The organism is Pantoea folii (assembly GCF_056678875.1).
Map to the genome: position 1 here is coordinate 115,155 of NZ_JBWXON010000011.1, position 23,350 is coordinate 138,504.

Sequence of the window (23,350 nt, forward strand, 5' to 3'; positions counted from 1 at the left end):
AGGTTTGCGCCGCAGGTCTTGCCCTTCTGCTCAATGAAATTGGTAGGACCAAATTGCAGTGTGGGGGCTTTCTGGCTCCAGATAGTTAATGCATTGTTAACCTAAAGCAACGAGGTTGGGGTTATTTTTCGTGTTATGTGACGATGCGGCAACATTTAAATCGTTTTGGTAGGACCAATCATCATTCTGTCTGACCAAAGGCCCGACGATAACTGTGGGGATGAAAGCGAAGATTCAGCACGATCAATCCCACCGTTACGGCGCCCTGCATCATCCACACGCTGGTAAAACTGTGCGTCAGCACCTGCAACTGACCGGCGATAAACGGCATACACCCGGCGATGATGAAACCTGCGCCCTGCATAAACGCCACCAGGCGTGCACCCGCCTGCGGATGTGGCAGGTGATCGAGCGCCAGCACCATCGCCAGCGGGAACGCAGCCCCTAAACCAAATCCGGCAATCGCCGCCCACAACCATGGCGCCATCAGGGGGGCAAACAGGAAGCCGCACATACCGACCAGCTGGCAAACCAGACTAATGATCAGCTGTGGACGGCGATCCGCCTTGCGCGCCAGCAAGGGCATCAACAGCGCGCCAGCCACCTGGCAAAGGATCATCCCCCCCAGTAACGAGCCGCCCGCCTGTGCTGACCAGCCAAGGTGGTGATAAGCATCCGGAAGCCAGGCGACGCAGGTGGCATAACCGCCATTGACAAGGCCAAAACTGAGTGCCAGCGACCAGGCGCGCGGTTTGCGCCATAGCGAGGGCATAGATACCGACTCTGCGCTTTGCGCCACCGGCACACGCACGATCCACCACAGCACAATCGCCAGCAATACGGGCAGTGCCCAACCGGTGAGCGCCAGTGACCAGCCGAAATGCGCACTGAGCCACGGCGAGAGTGCTGCCCCCAATCCTCCGCCGCCCATTAACGCGCCCGCCCACAACCCGGTAACGGGGGCGCTGCGCTGGGCAAAGCGCTGGCGGATCAACCCTGGCATCGCCATCTGCACCACGCCAACCCCCAGCCCGGCAAAAAGCGCGCTGACCACCAGCCATTGCCCGTCGTGAATCACACTGCGTGCGGCCAGCGCCAGCAGCAGCAGGACCAGCCCGGCGATCAACAAACGTTGCAGCGGAACACGTTGCATCAGGGAGGCGCTGAGTAGCGCCACCGCGCCCATCATCACCATCGGTACGGCGGGTAACAACGAAGCGGCAATGGAAGAGAGGCTCATGGCCTGGCGCAGTTCGCCCAGCAATGGGCTAACAGAAGTCAGTAACGGACGCATATTGAGCCCGGCCAGCACCAAAGCGGCAAGCGTCAATCCGTTGGAATGTCGGTTCATACACAATCCTGCAGTAGAAAGGTTGTCAGGGTCGCAGCAATGGTTACTATTTGGAAATGAAATAACACCATAGCGATCAGTGGAAAAATGAATCGTCAGCCGATGTTTACGCCACAGCAGTTACTCAGTTTTGTTGCGGTATGCGAAACCGCCAGCTTTACGCGCGCCGCCGACCGCGTGCATCTATCGCAATCCACCGTCAGCCAGCAGGTACGCCGCCTTGAAGAGATGATCGGTAAAGCGCTGCTGGAACGCACCTCGCATCAGGTGGTGTTAACTGAAGAGGGAGAGAAATTACTGGGCTATGCCCGCCGGATCATTGCGCTTAACGGCGAAGCGCACGATGTGCTGAGCGACAAGTGGCGCGATGGCGTCCTGCGCCTCGGCGTACCAGAGGATTTTGCTGCCCCCACCGCAGCACTGCTGGCGCAGTTCAGCCGCGAACATCCGCAGCTGCGCCTCGACGTGATGAGCGGCATGTATGTCGACTTGCATCGTGCGTGGCAGCGAGAAGAGCTGGATATCATGCTGATCAAGCAACCCGGCGGTGAACGCCCATTGGCAGCGCGACCGGAACCCCTGCTGTGGCTGGACAGCGCCGAACACCCCTGCTTTGAGCAGACGCCAGTGCCGCTGGTGGTATTTCCCCAGCAGGGACTGTATCGCGAGGAGATGTGTCAGACGCTGGATGCGCTGGGCCGCAGCTGGCGCATCAGCTACAGCAGCGCCAGTCTGGTGGCACTCGCCAGTGCCAGCGCGGCCGGATTAGGTTTAACGCTGCTGCCTGCCAGTTGTCGCCTGCCCGGCCATCGTGTGCTGGACGAAGCCGCAGGCTTACCGCCGATCAGCCACTTTGAGCTGGCGCTGTTTTGCCGCTCTCCACAGGACGATTTGCAACAGGCGCTGGCCGTGGCGTTAGTGGAATTTTGCCAGTTAAAGTGGCAGTGATTTTCCCACTGCTCAGCAGTGGGAAATATCGCAGCGCCGCAGCCCGGGTTTTGCCAGATTAACGTTTTCCTTGTTGACTGGAGCCTCTGATGCACCGCACTTCACCCAGCCGTCGTGATTTTATTAGCCAGGGCGTACGCCTCACAGCTGCCGGTAGCCTGCTGGCAGCCGGTATGAACGCCGCCGCCTCATCGCCCTCTTCCGCCGCAGCGCCAATCTCTACGCAGCCCCCGCGCGTAACCCATTACCAATTGCTCAACGTACGCCTCGAGGAAGGCTTTGAGCGTGAGGGCAACGACATCATCGCGACGCGCACTGCGCTTTACGATATCACCGTCAAAGATGGCAAATTTGCTGCCATCGACGCCGCCGGCAAAGCACGCAACGCCGACATTCCGCAGTGGGATGCCGAAGGTTCGCTGCTGTTGCCGCGCACCCGTGACATGCACATCCACCTGGATAAAACATTTTACAGTGGCCCCTGGCAAGCCCCACGTCCGCGCCAGGGCAAAACCATCATGGATATGATTGCCCGTGAGCAGGTACTGATCCCGCAGTTACTGCCCACCTCACAGGCGCGTGCCGAAGCTTTGATCGGTTTGCTGCACAGTAAAGGCACCACCGAAGCACGCAGCCACTGCAACATCGATCCGGTGAGTGGCCTAAAAAGCCTGGAGCATCTGAAGCGGGCGCTGGCGAACCACCCCGAATTTCCCTGTGAAATTGTCGCCTTCCCACAGCACGGTTTACTGCATTCCAAAGTGGATGGCCTGATGCGCGAAGCGATGCAGATGGGCGTGCAGTACGTTGGCGGATTGGATCCCACCAATGTGGATGGCGCGATGCAGGCCTCGCTGGATGCTATGTTCCAGATTGCGCTCGATTTTGATCGTGGCGTCGATATCCATCTGCACGAAACCGCACCTTCTGGCGTGGCGGCCATTCAGTATATGGTGGACACCATCGCGAAGAACCCGCCGCTCAAAGGCAGAGTGACGCTGAGCCATGGCTTTGCGCTGGCCACGCTGGAAGGCAAAACGCTCGATAAGATGATTGCAGGCATGGCTGAACAACAGATGAGCGTGGCGTCCACCATCCCCATCGGCAAACTCACCATGCCGTTACCGCAATTGCAGGCCGCGGGCATCACGGTAATGACCGGCACCGACAGCGTGATCGATCACTGGTCACCGTTTGGCACCGGCAGCATGCTGGAGAAAGCCAACCTGTATGCACAACTCTATCGCGGTTCGGATGAGTTTGGTTTGAGCCGGGCACTGCACATTGCCACCGGCGGCATCTTGCCGCTATCGAACCAGGGCGAGCGCCAGTGGCCGAAAGTCCAGGATGACGCCAGCATGATGCTGGTTGAGGCGAGCTGCTCCGCTGAGGCTGTCGCCCGCATCTCGCCGGTACGAGCCACCTTCCACAGCGGTATGCCGGTGTTCAGCGTCTGAGATCAAAAAAGCCTCCTTACGGAGGCTTGATGAACGGTAAATGCAGGGGCGGCAAGCGCCCCATACGAGTTGCTGGATTTACGATAACATCTGAATAGCCAGCGCATACAAACGCTGGTTTTCATCGTCGCTAGCTGGCTCTTCTTCCGCGTAACAGGCAATCATGGAGCTGACTTTATCCGAAGATAAGGCCTCTCCGTGCAGATGCAGGGTTAACACGGCGCGGCCGACGATTTTCAGAATGTCTTCGTTTTGTCCCTGGACGTAAAGACTCAAAGTGGACCTCTGAATATATTATTGTTTGCCAAATGGCGCACCAAATATAAAGCAAAACGGCAGGTTATTTTAATCGGAATTTTACCCATCTTAAGTGACACATAAGCGTAACATAGACAAAAACAGGTCAAAAAGACGCTATATAGTCCCTTTATCAACGCTAATTGCACCTTTTCATTCAGGAAAGACGTTTCACACGTTTTGAAGCAACTGGCCATTCAGAAGTAAATGATTAGAACTTTACATCTATTTTAGTTGGTTATTTAACCAAATAATCGCCACGCTAATTGATTTCATGGTGTTATCAATTACGCAATTTGCATTGCCGATAGCAGCCCTTTCTGCGAGACTGACCGCCGCAATCCTGACCGCTATTTGAGACATTCCCGTGACCGCTTTTTCTACCCTGACGCAACTCCCTGCCAGCCAACTCGACAACCTGCGCGAGATGGGCTTCGACGCCATGACACCGATTCAGGCCGCTTCTCTGCCCGCTATTCTTGCAGGGCGCGATGTGCGTGCGCAGGCGAAAACCGGCAGCGGCAAGACGGCCGCCTTTGGGATCGGCCTGCTGCAGCGCATTGACAACACCCGAACCCAAACTCAGGCGTTGATTCTATGTCCAACGCGTGAACTGGCCGATCAGGTGAGTAATGTGCTGCGTCAGCTGGCACGTTTTACCCGCAACATCAAAATATTGACGCTGTGCGGCGGTCAACCGATGAGTGCGCAGCGCGATTCGCTGGTGCACGCACCGCATATTGTGGTCGGCACGCCGGGCCGCATCCTTGATCACCTGAAGCGCGACAACCTCGATCTCACCGCACTGCAAACGCTGGTGTTAGATGAAGCCGATCGCATGCTGGAGATGGGTTTCCGCGACGATATGGAAGCGATTATTGGTTTCACGCCGGATGCACGCCAGACGCTGCTGTTCTCTGCCACCTGGCCGGATACCATCGCCAGCCTCAGCCAGCGTTTCCAGCGCGATGCATTGGCCGTGGCCACGGAAGACAAAGCGGAACTGCCTGCTATTGATCAGCAATTTATCGAAGCCAGCGTCAGTGAGCGTGGCAATCTGCTCAGTGCCCTGCTCAGCCAGCAGCAGCCCGCTTCTTGCGTGGTGTTCTGTAATACCAAACGTGAGTGTGATGACGTCGCAGCGGCATTGAACGATCGTCAAATCAGTGCACTGGCACTGCATGGCGATCTGGAGCAGCGCGATCGTGAACGAGTGCTGATCCGTTTCGCCAACGGCAGCATCCGCGTGCTGATTGCCACCGACGTGGCTGCACGCGGGCTGGATATCAAATCGCTGGCGTTGGTGGTGAACTTCCAGCTGGCATGGGATCCTGAAGTGCATATCCATCGCATCGGTCGTACCGGTCGTGCAGGCGAAAAAGGACTGGCGGTCAGCTTCGTCGCGCCCGATGAAATGGTGCGTGCTAATGCGCTGGAAGAGTATCTGAGCCAGAAACTCAACTGGGTTTCCTCCGCTACCCTGAAAGGGAAAGCGGCGCAAGCTCTGCCTGCCACCAAAATGACGCTGTGCATTGATGGTGGGCGCAAAGCCAAAATCCGCCCTGGCGATATCCTCGGCGCGCTCACCGGTGAAGCCGGATTCAGCGCTGATCAAATCGGTAAGATCGACCTGACGCAAACCCACGCTTATGTGGCGATCGATGCCGCACAAGCGAAGAAAGCGCTGATCAAACTGAAAGAAGGCAAGATCAAAGGCAAAAGCGTCCGCGCCATCCTGCTGAAGTAATCCCCTATGCGCGAGGGTATTCACTCTCGCGCTAAATTTTCTGCCCCGCCCCTTCATTTTTTTTCCGCGCTGCCGATAAGTTAATCATTGCCCCTTTACCCAGCCCAGATTCCGCTTGAGGCCATGATGGATAATTTTCAGAAAGAGATCGATGAACGCGCTAACCTTGCGCTTTCCAATAAATTCGAACTGCTGCTGTTCCGCCTGGGTTCCGATCAGCTGAAAGGCAAATCTGAGCTATACGGCATCAACGTGTTTAAACTGCGCGAAATCGTACCGATGCCCACCATTACCCGTGCAGCGGGTATGCAGTCACCGCTGCTCGGTATGGCCAGTATTCGCGGTCAGTTTATCCCGGTCATCGACCTGCCCGCAGTGACCGGTTGTAAACCGGAAACCGGCCTCAATCTGCTGCTGGTGACCGAATATGCGCGCAGCACCCAGGCCTTCGCGGTGGAGTCGGTGGAGAATATCGTCCGTCTCGACTGGAACCAGGTGCACACTGCCGAAGCCGGCATTGGCAGCCGCAATATCACCAGTATCGCCTGCCTCGATACCGACGGTCAGAGCAACAATCTGGCAATGGTGCTGGACGTTGAGCAGATTCTGTATGACATCATCCCTTCGGTGCGTGGCGTTGAGCCAAGTGCTGAGACGGCGAAAGATTTCAACCTCAAGCCTGGCCAGGTGGCGATTGTCGCGGAAGACTCCAAAGTGGCGCGTCAGTTGCTGGAACAGGGTCTGAAAAGCATGGGCATTCCTGCCATCATGCATAACACCGGTCTGGAAGCCTGGATCAAAATTAACGAGATGCAGAAAGAAGCCGCAGCGGCAGGCGAGTCGATACACGACAAAATCGCACTGGTGTTAACCGATCTGGAAATGCCAGAGATGGATGGCTTTACCCTGACGCGTAATATCAAACGTGATGATGCATTGCGTCAGATTCCGGTGGTGATCCACTCCTCGCTCTCCGGCAGTGCCAACGAAGACCACGTGCATAAAGTCGGTGCCGATGGCTATGTGGCGAAATTTGAGATTAATGAACTGTCGAGCGTGATCCATCGCGTGCTGGAAAAGAAACGTTAATCCTTTCTAATCTCCCCTACCTCCCTATAAGGCGCGTTATTCGCGCCTTTTTTACGTCCTGCCTTCCCAGATAAAACCGATCCACTCATTAATCATGTTAACGGTTTTGTGACGCACCTCTAAAAAATTAAAGTTAAAACATTAACAACCGATAACTGATAGCGCTTGAACCGGCGCTGCCATACCAGATTAATTACGCCCGGAAAGTATCTTTACCTTATAAAACATCAGCCTGATGCGGGCCCTCAGCCTGCTTTTCCGTCTTGAAAACAACACTATTTAGCATTACGGGGAGAACCAATGTTGAGCTTAAAGAATATGAAAGTGGGCGTCCGTTTAGGGATAGCCTTCGCACTTGTTGTGGCCCTTCTGGGCGTAGTCGGTGTGACGTCGATTATGAAAATCAACAACATTAAAAACGGCATCACCTCTATTGTGGAAGACCGCTATGTCAAAGTCCGTCTGGGTTTTGACGTGCGCGATGGTGTGAACGATCAGATCAAATACTTACGCGGCATGGTGATTGATACACTGCGCCCGGAATATAACGTGCAACGCTATAAGCAGCTGGATGAGGCAACCGAACGCACCAACAGCGCCATGAAAAAGATCGAAGCCATTCAGGTTACCGAAATCGGTAAAAAGAAAATCGCCGGTCTGCTGGCCGCCAGCCAGCTGTTTGAGCAGCAAAAGAATGAAGTGCTGGAACTGGTACGTGCAGGCAAGCTCGAGGAAGCCAGCACTTATGTGCTCAAGAAAATCACCAGTACCCAGAACGCCTACCTTGATAGCGCGGTGGCTTTCGCCAACTCACAGTCCGATCAGCTGCGCAAAGAAGGCACTGGCATTATTGATGACGGCTCGACTGCGATTGAAATCACACTGATCTTCTCGGCGATTGCGATTGCCGCCTCCGTGCTGCTTGGCTTTATGCTGACGCGCTCAATTGTCCGCCCGCTCAATGAAGCGGTTGGCATCGCCGAGAAAGTGGCGGCGGGCGATCTCAGCTCCCACATCGAGGTCAGCGGCAAAGATGAAACCGCCGTGCTGATGCAGGCACTGCAGGCGATGAACGATAACCTGCTGACCATCGTGTCCAACGTGCGTGCCGGTTCTGACACGATTGCCGTGGCCTCAAATCAGATCTCCAGCGGCAACATCGATCTCTCATCCCGTACCGAGCAGCAGGCCAGCTCGCTGGAAGAGACCGCCTCCGCCATGGAGCAGATGACCGCCACCGTGAAGCACAATGCGGATAACGCGCGTGAAGCCAATCAGCTGGTGGCCACCACCTCAACCGTTGCCAAAGAGGGTGGCGTGGTGATGGAACAGGTCATCGAGAAGATGGAGGCGATCACTCTCTCTTCTAAAAAAATTGTCGATATCATCAGCGTGATCGACTCCATTGCCTTCCAGACCAACATTCTCTCGCTTAACGCTGCGGTTGAAGCTGCTCGCGCCGGTGAACAAGGCCGTGGATTTGCTGTGGTCGCCACCGAAGTGCGTAATCTGGCACAGCGCTCCGCCTCTGCCGCGAAAGAGATCAAAGTCCTGATTGAAGACTCAGTCTCGAAAGTGGATGAAGGCAGCCGTCTGGTGACGCACGCGGGAACCACCATTGGTGAAGTGGTGAACAGCGTGAAGAGCGTGGCGGATATCATGAGTGAAATTACCATTGCCAGCAGCGAGCAGAGCAGTGGTATTAGTGAGATCAATCTGGCGATTACTCAGATGGAAGCGGTGACTCAGCAAAACGCCGCGTTAGTTCAGGAAGCGTCCGCCGCTTCTCAGGCATTGCAGGAACAGGCCGATCGTCTGGCGCAGTCAATGAGCGTCTTCAAGACAGCGGCAGTGTAGGACAGAGCGGCGCGAGGAGTCGCGCCGCCCTTTTACATCAATGCATCAATGCATCAATGCATCAGCGAATACGCAATCGACGAAATCGCTAACAGGCCAACAATCACCACAAACACATTGCTGATTTTGCCACTGTACTGACGCATCGCCGGGACTTTCTGAATGGCGTACATCGGCATCAGGAACAGAATCATCGCAATGATTGGCCCGCCCAGGGTTTCAATCATGCCGAGAATACTCGGGTTCCAGGTGGCAACCAGCCAGGTCGTCAGCAGCATAAAGCCGGTTGTGACGCGGTTCAGACGCTGAGGCGACACGTTTTTTCCCCGGCTGCGCAGCGATTTCACCACAATTCCATTGAAGCCTTCACGCGCACCCAGATAGTGGCCGAGGAACGATTTGGTGATCGCCACCATCGCCACAATCGGTCCCATCCAGGCAATCATCGGCACATTAAAGTGGTTCGCCAGATAGGAGAGAATTGTGATGTTCTGCTCTTTCGCCGCCTGCAAATCCGCCGGTGACAGGCTCAGCACACAGCTGAACACAAAGAACATCACCGTCACCACCATCATCAAGTGTGCGCTAGCGAGAATGCGTGAGCATTTCTTTTCCGCTGCTGCGCCATACTCGTTGCGCTTCGCCACCGCGAACGACGAGATAATCGGCGAGTGGTTAAAGGAGAACACCATCACCGGAATTGCCAGCCACAGCGTCATCCAGATACTGCTATCGCCCGAACCCTGGCTGAACGACAGCGTTTCCAGGGCTGCGCCGTGCCAGTGTGGCACCAGATAGGCGGCCAGTAGCATCAGCACCGCGACAAACGGGAACACCAGCACGCTCATTGCCTTGACGATCATTTGCTCGCCAAAGCGTACCACCGTCATCATGCCGATGATCAGTACCAATGACAGCAGCACGCGCGGCGGCGAGACCATCCCGAGTTGATGCACGATAAAGCTGTCGACGGTGTTGGTGATCGCCACGCTGTACATCAGCAGGATCGGGAAAATAGCGAAGAAATAGAGCAAGGTGATGATCTTGCCTGCGCCCACACCGAAATGCTCTTCCACCACTTCAGTAATATCTTCACCGGGGTTTTTACCCGACAGCACAAAGCGCGTCAGAGCTCGGTGTGCATAGTAGGTCATCGGGAACGCGAGGATTGTCATAATAATCAGGGGGATTAGACCACCTGCTCCTGCATTGATAGGCAGGAACAAAACGCCTGCGCCTATCGCTGTACCGTAGAGGCCCAGCATCCACACGGTATCACTCTTACGCCAGCCTGTTGAACGGGCCTCAACCGTGCCCTGCGCAACGGTTTGTGAGTTGTCCATCTGTCTCTCCAGAATTTAAAGCTTTTAAACAATGCTGCCGAAATCACGGCGGCTAAACATGCCATTGGTGCGACGGGGCACATGCTACGCGTTTTTGACGACTTAAGGTTGCCTGAACGCAAGACATGCATCACAAAGCCGTCATAAATGCGCGAATCGGTTATTAAATCAACAAAAATGCATGATTCACGCGCGCAAACGTTTGCATGGAGCGCTATTTGACCTGAGAGCATGAAGGAGTGCAAGGATTTGTCGGGTTCGATTTGCAGGCTGAACGGGATGCTGACAGGAGAGTGATGCGCGAGTGGGAGGCGTTGAAAGTGGGCTATGCGGACGGGGAAAATGTGGCAACGGCGAACCGTTGCCACAGGCACTGCAGTAGAGAAAGGTGAAACTCCCCCGGCAACTGCTCTCTGGCGAAGCCAATGTTCCACTCGGTATTCTGAGGAATATCCGCAGCAGACAATGACAGAGAATAATCCCGGGAGAATTTCAAATCAGAATGCGCGCATTCTGTAGAGTGCATAGAGGAAATAGTACGCTGTGATAGTATTCAAATTCATAATCATGTACTTCAGTTTTTCATTTTTATTCAGCAGAATGAAAATACCTTTCGAGTATTTCCCCCGCTTTATTTCATTAATTTCCTGCGCGATATCTGCAGGTGAAAACGACGAATGATACATCGCCGTGACAATTTGCATATCTAACGCCAGCACGCGTTTTGAAATGCCCTTTAGCAGGTAATCGAGATTACTCCCCTGATATTTCTCAACGATAGAATCATACAGCGTGGTCAGAAACTGTTTTCTGACTTTGAGCTCGCTGTAATGCACCTTTTGCTTGGATAATGAACCGGCAACATCTTCATAATGGTAAGCCGTTCCCTGAGTGACCAGAAAATTGCTAATACAGCTGAAGAATTTGAGGTTAAATAAAAGATCTTCACTCATTGAGATCCCCTCAATAAAGCGCAGATTCAGCTCACTCAGTATCTGACGGCGATAACACTTATTATGCAAATAACCAATGTTGTCGCTCATCTCCAGCTCACCGAGCACATAAGGAATATCCTCGTTGCTGAAGAAGCCAGCCTGAGAGACCTTGCCCACACGGCCGTCGTTGAGGTTTCCTACCATCAAATCTACCGACTCCGTTGGCCATGCATCCAGATTCAGTTTGAAGATCATTAGAAAATCATCATCCACCCAATCATCTGCATCGAGGAAAAGAACATATTCCCCACTGGCCTGTTGCAATCCGCTGTTGCGAGCCGCGCTGACACCGGCGTTCCTTTGGTTTATTACCGTGACCTGAGAATAACAGGAAAACTCCTCCAGTACGTTTAGGGTTGAATCAGTGCTACCATCATTGACCACCACAATTTCATAATCGCTGAACGTCTGATTAAGCACACTCAGCAATGTCCGCTTGATGGTTTTTTGTGAGTTATAGACGGGAATAATAATACTGAAAAGTGGTTTTTCATTCATGATAAACTCTCTTTACTGTCTGAGGTTTTGTAATTGACAAATAACTGCCATAGTTTCCTGGGGTTGATAAAAATCTGATGAATACGCATCACCGGTTGCGCAGTGAAGAAATAATTAAGCAGCGAGAAAGAGAGGAATTCGGTTAATACCACGCTGAGGGCAGCGCCGGTTAAACCCAAAAGCGGCACCAATAAAATGGACGATGCCAGGCAGATAATTAATACCGCAAAGGTCTTTTTCACTAAAAAGCGATAACCGTTGTACTTAATAATAAAACGGTCCATGAGGCTGCTGAGCACACCACACATCGCGCCCACACTGAGCAGCAGCGTCGGCGCGATGGCATCAAGATATGCCTCGCCATAAAAGTCACGGATAAACCAACCTGCGAGTTGCCATATCGCCATGATCACAATGGCGGACACCCCCACGACCAGCAGATGCAGTTTTTGCGCTTTGATAATTGACTGCTCATCATCACGCTCGGCAAAGAACGCCGGAAAAAATGAGGCCAACAAGGCATTAGGTAAAAACACCCATGAGGTTGCCAGCGTCATGGCAACAGCAAATATCCCCGCCTCCTTTACGCCGAGGAAATACGAAACGCTGAGTTGGTTGACGCGGGTATAAATCGCGATAGCGATTACCGAGAACACCAGCGAAATGCCAGAAGTCACCATGTAGCGCGAATACTTTTTGATGTGGCGCAGCGCCGGAATCGGCCCCTGGCGATGATAGCGCCAGAAAATCGCCAGCTTGATGCTGAACGGCAGCAACGTAGCCAGCACAATGGGGATCGCCAGAAACTGAGGGTCCAGTTGCAGATACGAAATAATGAACCGTACTGACAGACTGATGGCGAGGCCGATCACGTTGGCGATCACATTGAGTCGAGCGTTGAGCATGGCCTCGTTGTAGATATTGACCAGATCAATCGACGAGAACAGACAGGCAATCGCCGCTGCGCAGATAAATACCAGCGCTTCACGGCTCCACGCCTCTCCCATGATCACCATGCCGCTGAGCGCTAAACCGCAGTAAATCAGCATCACCAGCAGAAAAGTCGCCATCATCAGGCGAATACCTGAATGACGATTTTGCGAAATACGCTTCAGCAAAATCACATCGCTGCCCATCACGGCGATCGACTGAATAAACTGAAACACCAGCATGGAGAGTGAGATAATGCCGAAGGTGGTCGGTCCAACATATTTCGCGACATAGGACGTCACAAAAATCAGACCAAACACTGCGATGAGTTTTTCAGCAATCATCCACATCGAATTTTTTAATTTATCTTTCACAGATCAACCTCAGTGAGAATCATGGCTAAGCCAAACTTCACGTCCCTTTCGTCCGACTTAACATTAACTTTGATTTATTTAGGAGTTTCCTCAGGCAGAAATCGCCGGCCTTTTAACCCTCATGAAACGGTGGCTTAAATAAGATTATCGCTAATCAAATCGTGCAATTTTATTATTCATTCATTTAACTAAAAGCGCAGGCTACCGCCCCTGGCTTACAGCTACCAGTGTACTGACAACCTGTTACGGACTATTTTTGGCGCAAAGAAACCACACTGCACTCAGACAAGTTCAGTTAAATATCATGCAGTTACATTAAATATCATGTTGAAGACAAGATGACGCTTAGTGCAATCACCGTGACATCAATAAGAAACGCCAATTATCAACATGCCATTCAATATGATTAAAACGGGTGCAGCCTACTGAATTTTTTTGCACCACAAGAAATGCCGACTGGGATTGAAAAGGTACATCTAAAGACGGCCTTCTCAACGAACGTTACGACATTAACGATTTTGCTGTATGCCCTGCCTTTTTATTATCTCGATGCGTCTTTCGCCGTTCGATAATGGCAAGTGGCGCTAATTCAACATGGCTCTCGCAGCCGTGTTGCAATGGGCTCAGGGCCCTAATTTTGCGATCTGATTCAAACTTTTAATCGCATTCTCACCAGACAACGCGATGAGGTCAATGGCCTGGAGGCCAATACGGAATTTACTTAGCTGGAAATGGGATATCGCAGAAGGGGAAAGATTAGCGCGGATGAATCGGTTTTCAGAAAAATGATTAAGGCGGCAGTCAAATACTGTTAGGAATAATAAGATCGAAATGAACTTACAAGACCATTTTTCGCTAACACCTTGTTCTGTAAGTTAACCTGCTAATTATCCGGGCAAATTAAACTGTAATGAATCTGGAGATAAGAACGGACCTGATATATTGAACCGTTTTATTGCCTGGTGCCGTACTGAAAACTACACCATCTCCAGATTAACGTTTTTTTGTACGCATTAACGTAAATAAAAAGAGAATTAACACATTATATCTGAGAAAATCGCCATCTTATGCGGCTGGCGTGCCAGGAACCAGAATTGAAGAGACAACGCACCTGATACGCTCAACGTGTATTTTGGTCAAAAAAAAAGCGAGGCCGTAGCCTCGCCAGATAGATGGGTCTCAGTCGTAGTAGGGCAGTTTACGGTCAATACCGTTGATATTGACCAGCACAAAGCCGGTTGGCGCGGTTTTATTGGTTGGCGTGCCGGCGGCAGTGGCTACTGTCAGCACGCCCTTCTCATTAGCACCAATCCCCGCCAGCCCATTGTGCATGCCAAAGCGTGCGGCTGGCTTCAGTGTGCCCATGTTGGTGGTATCGGTAACAACCGACAGATCAGACTGGAACAGCGAGCATGAGCCTGAATCGAAACGCGTTGGGCCGGTGGTTTTCAGGTTCAGCATGGTGTCACCACTGTTCGCTTTCAGCTTCACCCACACCACGGCATAAGTGGTACCGACACGGCCGTAACGCATATCCAGGATGGCGGGCTGCCCCATATGAAAGGCATCCGCCCACACCGTTTCCAGCCGTTGCAAATTGATCCAGGTTTTGCCGCTACTTGCCACGTTAACCGGGGTGCCGGCGGTGCCGGTGGGCTGGGTGGCATCGGCTTTACCAATAAACTCCATCACCCACTGCTGGTTCGCATTCGGGAAGAACAGCTGCCCCAGGCGATACCAGTTGTCAGTTGACGTGTTATTGGTGATCTTGTAGCCGCTATAATAGCCGGCACGTAGCGATCCGGTCAGGAAACTACCGTAACTCTCGTCGCGACGATAACCATATTCGAAGGTGGAGAGCCATCTGCCGGCCACCAGATCGTTCGACACTTTCGCGCCAGATTGCAGGTTGATTTGACGCATCACCACGCGCGCATTATTGAGATTGAAAGGATTGCCGCAATCCTCAATATTGAGCGTATCAATGGTCCAGCCACCATCCGACAAGTCTCCTGGATTGCGCGTGTGCTCGATCCACACATTGCGCAAAATCCCCTGTGTACAGCGCGGCATATACAACGTGGCGTCACCATAACCCGTCTGGAAGTTACAGTTACAAATCTCAATCGCGGTAGAGTGATCCCATACCCCATTCGGTGAATTTGACCAGCCCACATCGAAGACGCGCGCATAGGTGTAGAGGGTATAAATCTGGTCAAATTTGGTGTCCAGCGTATCCAGCACTTTAATCACCGTGCCGCCGTTATTCTGTGCGCGGAAACAGTAGATGTTTACCGTGGTGCCTTCGATACAGGTATTTTCGAAGAACGGCTGAACATTGCTGCACATATCGGCAGTGATGGTGCCTTTGTTGGTGGTGATATCGGCCGAGGCCTGACCATTCCAGGCAATGCCGCGAATTGAGGTGCGGCGCGCCTTCACCTTGAATACTGGGTTGGCACTCTTATCCGAGATAATCGTGGTACGCGGCAGCGAACCCAGCTCAACATCATCACCCTGCAGACCGAAGAAGGCGTTATCGGTGCCGCTGATATCAATTGGACTGATCAGAAACTTCCCGCCGGGAAAACGAATCGGCAGGTCCTTAATATTACCGCTGTAATTCTGCGTCCAGGTTAGCATGCGATTAACCGCGTCCGTGTCATTGGCATAACCGTCTCCTTTGGCACCAAAGTGATAGACGTTCACGTCAGAAGGATCGTTAATCACGCGTTTCCAGTAAAAGCCATTACCGATGGCTAAGGTACCGCCATCGTCTGTCGCAGTAGTGGTGCCAATAAAACCGGTGAAGTCACCGCCTCCATGGAAGGTGGAGTCCGCGTTGTAGCGGCGCAAAAACGCCAGATCGCCATTTTTAGTCGGCGTGGTGGTGCGCAGTTCTGCGAATGAATTAACTTCGATCATCATAGCCTCCTCGGCCTTTTCAGGTTTGCAATGCAAGTGTGGGAACGGCGTTACTGCGCCAATCGGCCGCAGTGCTGATCCCAGAGATCGTTGTGGTTGTTGATGGCGCGCACGGTGCGAACATCCATACGCTCGGCATCATTGCCGTGGGTGTAAATCGGGGAGAAAAGTGTGCAAGCAGAGTCGATAACGACGGGGGATTCAGGGCTGGTTGTATTTCGAGTGCTGCAGCTTGTCGCGAGCAGCAGCGTCATCAAGATTAAGATTGCTGGCTTCCACACGTTTAGCCTCCTCGCGCAACTGTTGTTGCTGCTGGTTAACCGCGACAGCCTGCACGGCCGCTTTGTTCGCGGAGTCCACCTCTGATCTGGCTTGTTGCTGCACCTTGCCAATCTTTCTGCCACCGAAGTAGCTGGCCACCAGTGCCGCAACAATGCCCGCCAGCGCAGCCAGCCAGTGCCAGCTGCCACCAAGCAGTGAAGTAATAAGCGTCATGGTTCCTCCTCCAGCGTCTTGCGCTGTTCAATCAGGTTTTTCTGTCGGACAAACTGCGCCAGAACCCCCATCGCCACCATGAAGGCACCAATCAACCCGAGGTAGTTGTGGGGAAGAATGTCTTTGATGTCCTGAGGCAATGCATTCCAGGCATCCAGCGCGGATGAGGGGAAGGATTGTGCCCAGGCGCTGAGCATCGAACCCAATGAAGCTAGCCATACTGACCAGGTTTTGAACAACAGTCGCGCATGCTTCACAAACTCCAGCGTGGTAAAACGCTGGAGCAACAACAGCACAATCACTGCTGCCAGCACCGCGATGACAAACACCATCCATCTCATGTTCATAACAGCCCCCGATAAATGTCGTAGCTGCCGCTGCGCATGACTTCAGCGTGACGCCGTGCGCGCCCGGGCGTTTGCCGTGCCCACAAGCTGTCGAGCATGGCATTGGCGGCGCCATTAAAGTCCCCCTGGGTGATGGCGCTCAGCATGCCGCGAAACAGGGATAACCCATCAACGCCCAATTGATATGCCATGCTGATCAGCACATCACAGCGCGCCTCACTGCACTTGCTTAGCGCTTGCTGCACCAGAGCACGCTGGTTCATCTCCAGCACTTTGTTCTCCACAATGCACTGCTTCCACACATCCCCGACTCGTCGCGGTACCTGGAAGATGTAGTTGCTGAGTGAGGCTCCTTTAGGCCCGATGCGGATACCGCCGGCCACGGTAGGAAACCCTTGCGTATCAAGGTAGGGCGCCTCGCGGTAGCCCTCTTCAAAATTCAAAATGGCAATAATCTGGCTCATAGCGATTCCTCTTTGACGGGCGCAACGATGCAAAAATGACTGCGCAGAGACTCCAAAACATAAATCTCACTGATCTATCCGCCCTTCTGAGACCACGCGTAATCCGCGCTACGCTCAAGCCAGGCTAAACAGTGAGCAATAACGAAACGTTCCGCTTAAAGCTGGGAAATATGACAAGGATTTAGCGCACGGCGTACAAATGGACGTGGGGCAGACAGCAGTTGTCGAAGCTGGCGCTTTCGGCCTGACGTGGTGTGGGGGCCATTACCGCACAGTCGACTCGCGATTGCGTCTGGCGCTGGCAGATGCGTTCTGCGCTACGCAGGCTTGGATTATCGGGCTCAAGGCCTAAGGCGCAGTCGATACTGCGCTTCAGGCGGCTAAGTGACTGGCGGCGTCGGTGACGGCGGGTGCGCGCGTTCCCGGTGAAGACTGACTTGCCATACTGGATAATCGCCATAACTCCTCCTGTGAATGAGTCTTTGGCGATGGGGTAGCAGGCGCGGCGTGTCGGCTGAAGCCGAGGCGTCCGTGATTCCACTGCAAACACTCGACATCGACCCGCCCGGCTGCGTTCGCGGCCAGGGATAAGCAGAGGAGAGTGAAGTCAGAAGAGAGCTGACGACGCTGCATAATGCGCATCCACCCCATCCCAAAATTCACTGACTTTGGGTGGTGGGTATCGCGCTTGTGCAGCGCCTCAATTGTTTAAGAGCGGGCTCATCCGGGAGCAGTGATGTCGTCCTTCCATGGTCAAATTATTAACAGGTTCTAATGCATTGGCAAACACCAACAGTTAATTTTTTATTTACCAACGGTTAAATTTATGATTTCAGCCGGAATATTTTTTTACCTGCTCAGCGCGTTTTGTGATCAACCTAAAATCTGGTAATCACGCGCCTGGCTCATGATGACGCGCGCCACGACCTGCAATGAGGCCGCCTCATCCAGCGTTAAGTACCAGGTCTCATAGCGCTTGTTGTCGGAGATGACCGCGACCTTTCTGTGTTGCAGCTGCAGACGTTTGAGATAAAGTTGATCATCCAGCGTAAACAGGTAAATCCCGTCTCCGTCAAAGCGATGCACGCTGATGTCCACGAACAGCTGATCACGTGGCGCAAAGGTGCCGGCCATCGAATCATTGTTTAGCGCGATGAGGCGGATGCTCTCTGCCGGACGGCCGCTGAACAGCACGCGTGCCTCATCCAGCCCATACTCGATAGCCTGAATGGTTTCGACCAGTTCATCACGCGCAGCAATGCCCCGGGCGCTTCGCTGCCCAATATCCAGACTCTCGACGCGGAACCGATGTTGCGGGTCAATAAGTGCATGCTGGCTCACCGTGGCATCGGGTTGCTCCATACCAAACTGCAGCCACTCTACGCGCACGTCCAGCAACTGGCTGAGCGCCAGTAGATTACTGTCATCCGGAATCGATTGAGCGTTAAACCATTTCCAGACTCCCGGTGTTGAGATCCTGCATCCCCTTTTCTGCAGCGCCTGTGCAACCTGTTTGTTTCGTCCATGTCCGACAATTCCCGCGCTATCACACGCGGCAATCAGCCTGGCAGTAAAAGCTTGTCTGCTACTCTCTTTTTTAACCATCAGTTAATAATCTGCCATCAGTTAAAGACTGAATGTTATTTTCTTTTTTGCTACCAGTTCATTTTATATTACCGTCAGTTTACTACCCAACAGCTTTTATCAATGAAGCTGGATGATCATTATCCTCTTCGACGGGGTGGAAACCAGCAATGAATGCCCTACAGCTTGTTCTGACAGGGGTTTTCAGGATTGTTCTGTGACGCTGATACCAGCACCTAAAACAAAAAATGCGCGAAAAAGCGCGTCGGCGCCATAGATGACAGAAATAAATCAAAAAGCTCTGGAAATAATTGGATCGGAAGCAAAAAAATGGGCACCCTTACGGTGCCCATTGTGTTGCAGAAGTGAAAATTAGCCGCGCAGCGTATCGTCGCCCCAGCCAATCCACTTGTAGGTCGTCAGCGCTTCCAGCCCCATCGGGCCACGCGCATGCAGCTTCTGCGTACTGACCGCGACTTCCGCGCCCAGACCGAACTGCCCGCCATCGGTGAAACGCGTACTGGCATTGACATAAACGGCGGAGGAATCGACCTGATTCACAAAGCGGTTGGCGTTGCCAATGCTGCGCGTCAGGATGCCATCCGAATGCTGCGTACCGTGTTCGCGAATGTGCGCAACCGCATCGTCGAGATCCGCCACCAGCTTGACGTTAAGATCGTTGGATAACCACTCATCGTCATACTGTTCGGTTTTCACCGCCACCACGCTGGCCGGGCCGTTTTGCAGCAGCGACAGGACATTTTCATCGCCGTGCAGCGGGATGTTTTCCTGCGCCATGCGCTGCAAAAATGCAGGAATAAAGCGTTCAGCCTGATCGCGGTGAATCAGCAAGGTTTCCAGTGAATTGCAGGCGCTTGGACGCTGTTTTTTCGCATTAACAATCACCTCCAGCGCGGGTTCGATTTCCATGGTTTCATCAAGATAGAGATGACACACACCGATACCCCCGGTGATCACCGGAATCGTCGAATTTTCACGACACAGCTTGTGCAGCCCTGCACCGCCGCGTGGAATCAACATATCGACGTAGCGATCAAGTTTCAGCAGTTGGTTAACCAACTCGCGATCCGGGTTTTCAATCGCCTGCACCGCACCTTTTGGCAGGCCATGCTCGCTCAGCGCGTTTTGGATTACGCGAACGGTAGCCGCGTTAGTGCGATAGGTCTCTTTACCGCCGCGCAAAATCGCCGCATTGCCGGTTTTCAGGCACAGAGAAGCCACATCCACAGTGACGTTAGGACGCGCTTCATAAATCACCCCAATCACGCCCAATGGCACACGGCGACGTTCAATACGTAAACCGCTGTCCAGCACGCCGCCATCGATCAACTGTCCGACCGGATCGGCCAAACGGCACACCTGACGCACATCGTCAGCGATACCTTTCAGACGCTGTGGATTGAGCGTCAGGCGATCCAGCAATGCCGCGCTCATGCCATTCTGCCGCGCATCGGCCAAGTCCAGCTCGTTAGCCGCCAGAATGTCGGCACTTTCCGCTTCCAGGCGATCGGCAATCGTCAGCAGCACCTGATTTTTTTGTTCAGTGGAGAGTTCTGCCAGCTTGTACGACGCTGCACGCGCCGCTTTTCCCATTTCTTCTAACATCATCTGCTCCTTAACTGACGATCATGTCGTCACGATGCACCGCAACCGGACCATATTCGTAACCGAGGATGTCGCTGATTTCCTGGCTGTGATGACCGGCAATCATGCGCATGGCGTCGCTGTTGTAGCGCGTCACGCCGTGAGCGATATCGCGGCCTTGCAGGTTACGAATGCGGATCACTTCGCCACGAGAGAAGTTGCCCTGCACTTCACGCACGCCTTTCGGCAGCAGTGAGCTGCCGCGCTCTAATACCGCAGCCAGCGCACCGTCATCAATGACAATTTCGCCAGCCGGCGGTGCGCCGAAGATCCAGCGCTTGCGGTTCTCCAGCGGTGATTGCTGTGCGTGGAAACGGGTGCCGACCGGTTTGCCATACAGCACGTCGCTGATCACATCCGGGCGGCTACCCGCCGCAATGATCACGTCGATACCGGCGCGGCAGGCCACATCCGCCGCCTGCAGTTTGGTCGCCATGCCACCCGTGCCGAGGCCGGAAACACTCCCTCCGGCCAGCGTGCGCAACGCATCATCAATCTGGTGCACATCGCTGATCAGTTCCGCTTCCGGATTGGTGCGAGGATCGGCGGTGAACAGGCCCTGTTGATCGGTCAGCAGCAGCAGTTTATCCGCGCCGCCGAGCATCGCCGCCAGCGCAGACAGGTTGTCGTTATCGCCCACTTTGATTTCAGCGGTAGCAACAGCATCGTTCTCGTTAATCACCGGCACGATGTGGTTATCGAGCAGCGCACGCAGCATGTCACGTGCGTAGAGGAAGCGTTCACGATCTTCCATATCCGCACGCGTCAGCAGCATCTGACCGATATGAATCCCGTAAATTGAGAACAGCTGCTCCCACAGCTGAATCAAACGGCTCTGCCCCACTGCAGCCAGCAGCTGCTTTGAGGCGATGGTGGGCGGCAGTTCGGGGTAACCCAGGTGTTCGCGTCCGGCGGCAATCGCGCCTGATGTGACGATAACGATACGATGACCCGCCGCGTGCAGTTGTGCACACTGACGAACCAACTCCACCATGTGCGCACGATTCAGCCGACGCGAACCGCCGGTGAGGACGCTGGTACCCAATTTGACCACAAGGGTCTGACTGCCACTCATGTTTTTCCTGCCATATAAGAAAAAAATTCTGCGAAGGGACGTTTTATCAGGAGTGAGCGAGGAAGCCAATAACAGCAAGGGGAAAAGCACAAAAATCCCCTGACAATGCAGTAGACCAAAAGTTCGCGATTAACAAGAAATCAGAAAAACTGTCATAAAACTTTCATCACCAGTCGGTAAAAAGTCCCCTGTTTTACAAACCCTTTCAAGGGTACAACAAATTTTACTCATTGGGATTGATAGCAAATGAAGAAGAGCACACTGGCATTAGTCGTATCAGCGCTGGCATTGACCTCCGCTGCTCACGCCGCAGAAGTTTATAACAAAGACGGTAACAAGCTGGACTTCTACGGCCGCGTTAAAGCTGAGCATTACTTTAGTGATGCCGCTTCAAACGATGGTGACAAATCTTACGTTCGTATCGGCTTCAAAGGTCAGACCCAGATCAACGATCTGATGACCGGCTACGGCCAGTGGGAATACCAGTACAACGTTAACAACTCTGAAGGTTCTGACGCTAACTCAGGCAACAAAACCCGTCTGGGCTTTGCAGGTCTGAAATTCGGTCAGTACGGTTCATTCGACTACGGTCGTAACTACGGCGTGCTGTACGACGTTGAGGCATGGACTGACGTATTCCCAGAGTTTGGTGGTGACGGTACTGCGCGTACTGATAACTTCATGACTGCACGTGCGACTGGTGTTGCGACTTATCGTAACAGCAACTTCTTCGGTCTGGTTGATGGCCTGCGCTTTGCGCTGCAATACCAGGGTAAAAACGACTCTACCAGCGCCAACGCACGTGGTAGCGCCACCGACACTTCTCGCCAGAACGGCGACGGTTACGGTGCATCTCTGGGCTACACCATCGGCAGCACCGGCATCAGCCTGATGTCAGCCATCACCTCTTCTGACCGTACTAACCAGCAGCAAGCGCGTGCTTACGGTTCTGGTGACAAAGCGGATTCATGGGGCGCGGGCATCAAATATGACGCTAACAGCGTTTACCTGGCGGCTATCTATACTGAAACCCGCAACATGACCCCAATCAGCGGCACCAATTCAGTGACCGGTTTAAGCGTGTCAGGTGCAGCGAACAAAGCACAGAACATTGAATTGGTTGCACAGTACCAGTTCGACTTCGGCCTGCGTCCGTCTATCGGCTATGTGCAGACCAAAGGTAAAGACATCGAAGGTATCGGCGATGCGGACCTGGTTAAATACATCGACGTTGGCGCGACTTACTACTTCAACAAGAACATGTCTACCTTCGTTGATTACAAAATCAACCAGCTGAACGACGACAACCGCCTGTCACTGAACAACGACGACATCGTTGCTGTAGGTCTGACTTACCAGTTCTAAGTCGTCTGATTTACCCTCAATGTGTCTATAAAAAAAGAGCCGGCTCATCACCGGCTCTTTCTTCTTTTTGTCTGTTTAGCTGGCTTAACAGCCGAGCCCGACGATGGCGTGCTTAAGCGCTGAGCTTGACCGGCTCTTCTTTAAAACCCGATGCCGGTTTGAGATCCAACTTAAGATCCTTCAACACCGCTTTCAAACGCTCATGGAAATTACGCAGCGTACTTTCCACTCTCTCGTTGTTCTCTTTGCCTTTGATCGTTGCCACACCCCAGTCACCGTCTTTATCAAACAACCCAAAGTGGTATTCATAGGTGAAATGGTCTTCGTGCGCTTCCAGCGTCATCCACCAGCCCCAAAATTCACGGAGTTCAGGAGCAGGTTTAACGTTGACACATGCGGCCAGGCAATCGAAGAAAAAACGCTGCTCTTCGCATTTTCCTTCACGGATGTACGGCCCCAATTCGGTGAAGCGCTTCAGCAGGCGACTACGGGGATGACCACTCGGTAACGTCATGCTAATTCTCCCTCAAATAACCGTAAAATT

General features: G+C 53.2%; 20 protein-coding genes. 6 read left to right on the forward strand and 14 right to left on the reverse strand.

The genetic code is table 11. The features are described 5' to 3' along the window. Positions 1–181: 181 nt before the first annotated feature. On the reverse strand, positions 182–1,351 hold the full coding sequence (locus AC1MDE_RS14310) for a cyanate transporter (protein WP_479398061.1): 1,170 nt from the start codon (positions 1,349–1,351) through the stop codon (positions 182–184). Positions 1,352–1,438: 87 nt separating this feature from the next. Between AC1MDE_RS14310 and AC1MDE_RS14315 the strand changes: the two genes are divergently transcribed. Continuing rightward, entirely contained in the window at positions 1,439–2,299 is an 861-nt protein-coding gene (locus AC1MDE_RS14315) for a LysR family transcriptional regulator (RefSeq protein ID WP_058961528.1), read from the forward strand. A gap of 89 nt (positions 2,300–2,388) precedes the next feature. Beyond that, positions 2,389–3,756, forward strand: a complete 1,368-nt coding sequence (locus tag AC1MDE_RS14320) for an amidohydrolase family protein (RefSeq protein WP_479398060.1) — start codon at positions 2,389–2,391, stop codon at positions 3,754–3,756. Positions 3,757–3,834: 78 nt separating this feature from the next. On the opposite strand, the gene AC1MDE_RS14325 is transcribed toward AC1MDE_RS14320, so the two are convergent. Further along, positions 3,835–4,032: a hypothetical protein gene (locus tag AC1MDE_RS14325; RefSeq protein WP_058961530.1), complete on the reverse strand. Its 198-nt coding sequence runs from the start codon at positions 4,030–4,032 to the stop codon at positions 3,835–3,837. Between the two features lie 388 nt (positions 4,033–4,420). Between AC1MDE_RS14325 and dbpA the strand changes: the two genes are divergently transcribed. The 3 genes from dbpA (at position 4,421) to AC1MDE_RS14340 (ending at position 8,746) form a co-directional block, all read left to right on the forward strand. Beyond that, positions 4,421–5,800 carry an ATP-dependent RNA helicase DbpA gene (gene dbpA, locus AC1MDE_RS14330; RefSeq protein ID WP_479398059.1) on the forward strand — a complete coding sequence of 460 codons (1,380 nt, stop codon included), beginning with the start codon at positions 4,421–4,423 and terminating at the stop codon, positions 5,798–5,800. Positions 5,801–5,926: 126 nt separating this feature from the next. Continuing rightward, on the forward strand, positions 5,927–6,889 hold the full coding sequence (locus tag AC1MDE_RS14335) for a chemotaxis protein (protein WP_058961532.1): 963 nt from the start codon (positions 5,927–5,929) through the stop codon (positions 6,887–6,889). A gap of 300 nt (positions 6,890–7,189) precedes the next feature. Further along, positions 7,190–8,746 (forward strand): methyl-accepting chemotaxis protein, encoded by a 1,557-nt coding sequence (locus AC1MDE_RS14340; RefSeq protein WP_058961533.1) that lies wholly within the window; start codon positions 7,190–7,192, stop codon positions 8,744–8,746. 53 nt (positions 8,747–8,799) lie between these two features. Here AC1MDE_RS14340 and AC1MDE_RS14345 read toward each other — a convergent pair whose 3' ends face one another. The 11 genes from AC1MDE_RS14345 to proB all read right to left on the reverse strand — a co-directional run bounded on the left by AC1MDE_RS14345 (position 8,800) and on the right by proB (position 21,441). Continuing rightward, a complete protein-coding gene (locus tag AC1MDE_RS14345; RefSeq protein ID WP_058961534.1) occupies positions 8,800–10,089 on the reverse strand; it encodes an HAAAP family serine/threonine permease in 1,290 nt (429 codons plus the stop codon). A gap of 497 nt (positions 10,090–10,586) precedes the next feature. Then, positions 10,587–11,582 (reverse strand): glycosyltransferase family 2 protein, encoded by a 996-nt coding sequence (locus AC1MDE_RS14350; RefSeq protein ID WP_479414727.1) that lies wholly within the window; start codon positions 11,580–11,582, stop codon positions 10,587–10,589. Further along, entirely contained in the window at positions 11,579–12,886 is a 1,308-nt protein-coding gene (locus AC1MDE_RS14355; protein ID WP_479414728.1) for an oligosaccharide flippase family protein, read from the reverse strand. The genes AC1MDE_RS14350 and AC1MDE_RS14355 overlap by 4 nt, the downstream gene beginning before the upstream one ends. A gap of 1,179 nt (positions 12,887–14,065) precedes the next feature. Beyond that, entirely contained in the window at positions 14,066–15,811 is a 1,746-nt protein-coding gene (locus AC1MDE_RS14360; protein WP_058961537.1) for a glycosyl hydrolase family 28-related protein, read from the reverse strand. Positions 15,812–16,012: 201 nt separating this feature from the next. Further along, on the reverse strand, positions 16,013–16,306 hold the full coding sequence (locus AC1MDE_RS14365) for a hypothetical protein (RefSeq protein ID WP_479402831.1): 294 nt from the start codon (positions 16,304–16,306) through the stop codon (positions 16,013–16,015). Continuing rightward, the gene (locus AC1MDE_RS14370; protein WP_479402992.1) at positions 16,303–16,647 is read right to left on the reverse strand and encodes a DUF7940 domain-containing protein; all 345 of its coding nucleotides are present in this window, start codon (positions 16,645–16,647) and stop codon (positions 16,303–16,305) included. The genes AC1MDE_RS14365 and AC1MDE_RS14370 overlap by 4 nt, the downstream gene beginning before the upstream one ends. A gap of 2 nt (positions 16,648–16,649) precedes the next feature. Next, positions 16,650–17,117: a glycoside hydrolase family protein gene (locus AC1MDE_RS14375; protein ID WP_034825324.1), complete on the reverse strand. Its 468-nt coding sequence runs from the start codon at positions 17,115–17,117 to the stop codon at positions 16,650–16,652. A gap of 181 nt (positions 17,118–17,298) precedes the next feature. Next, positions 17,299–17,577: a transcriptional antitermination N peptide gene (locus AC1MDE_RS14380; protein WP_034825325.1), complete on the reverse strand. Its 279-nt coding sequence runs from the start codon at positions 17,575–17,577 to the stop codon at positions 17,299–17,301. A 413-nt stretch (positions 17,578–17,990) separates the two neighbouring features. Then, on the reverse strand, positions 17,991–18,722 hold the full coding sequence (locus AC1MDE_RS14385) for a S24 family peptidase (RefSeq protein ID WP_058961539.1): 732 nt from the start codon (positions 18,720–18,722) through the stop codon (positions 17,991–17,993). Between the two features lie 351 nt (positions 18,723–19,073). Next, the gene (proA, locus tag AC1MDE_RS14390; protein ID WP_058961540.1) at positions 19,074–20,327 is read right to left on the reverse strand and encodes a glutamate-5-semialdehyde dehydrogenase; all 1,254 of its coding nucleotides are present in this window, start codon (positions 20,325–20,327) and stop codon (positions 19,074–19,076) included. 10 nt (positions 20,328–20,337) lie between these two features. Continuing rightward, on the reverse strand, positions 20,338–21,441 hold the full coding sequence (gene proB / locus AC1MDE_RS14395; protein WP_034825331.1) for a glutamate 5-kinase: 1,104 nt from the start codon (positions 21,439–21,441) through the stop codon (positions 20,338–20,340). A 246-nt stretch (positions 21,442–21,687) separates the two neighbouring features. Between proB and ompC the strand changes: the two genes are divergently transcribed. Continuing rightward, positions 21,688–22,806, forward strand: a complete 1,119-nt coding sequence (gene ompC, locus AC1MDE_RS14400; protein WP_058961542.1) for a porin OmpC — start codon at positions 21,688–21,690, stop codon at positions 22,804–22,806. A gap of 112 nt (positions 22,807–22,918) precedes the next feature. Here ompC and crl read toward each other — a convergent pair whose 3' ends face one another. Further along, positions 22,919–23,320 (reverse strand): sigma factor-binding protein Crl, encoded by a 402-nt coding sequence (crl, locus tag AC1MDE_RS14405; RefSeq protein WP_200573379.1) that lies wholly within the window; start codon positions 23,318–23,320, stop codon positions 22,919–22,921. Between the last annotated feature and the right edge of the window lie 30 nt (positions 23,321–23,350).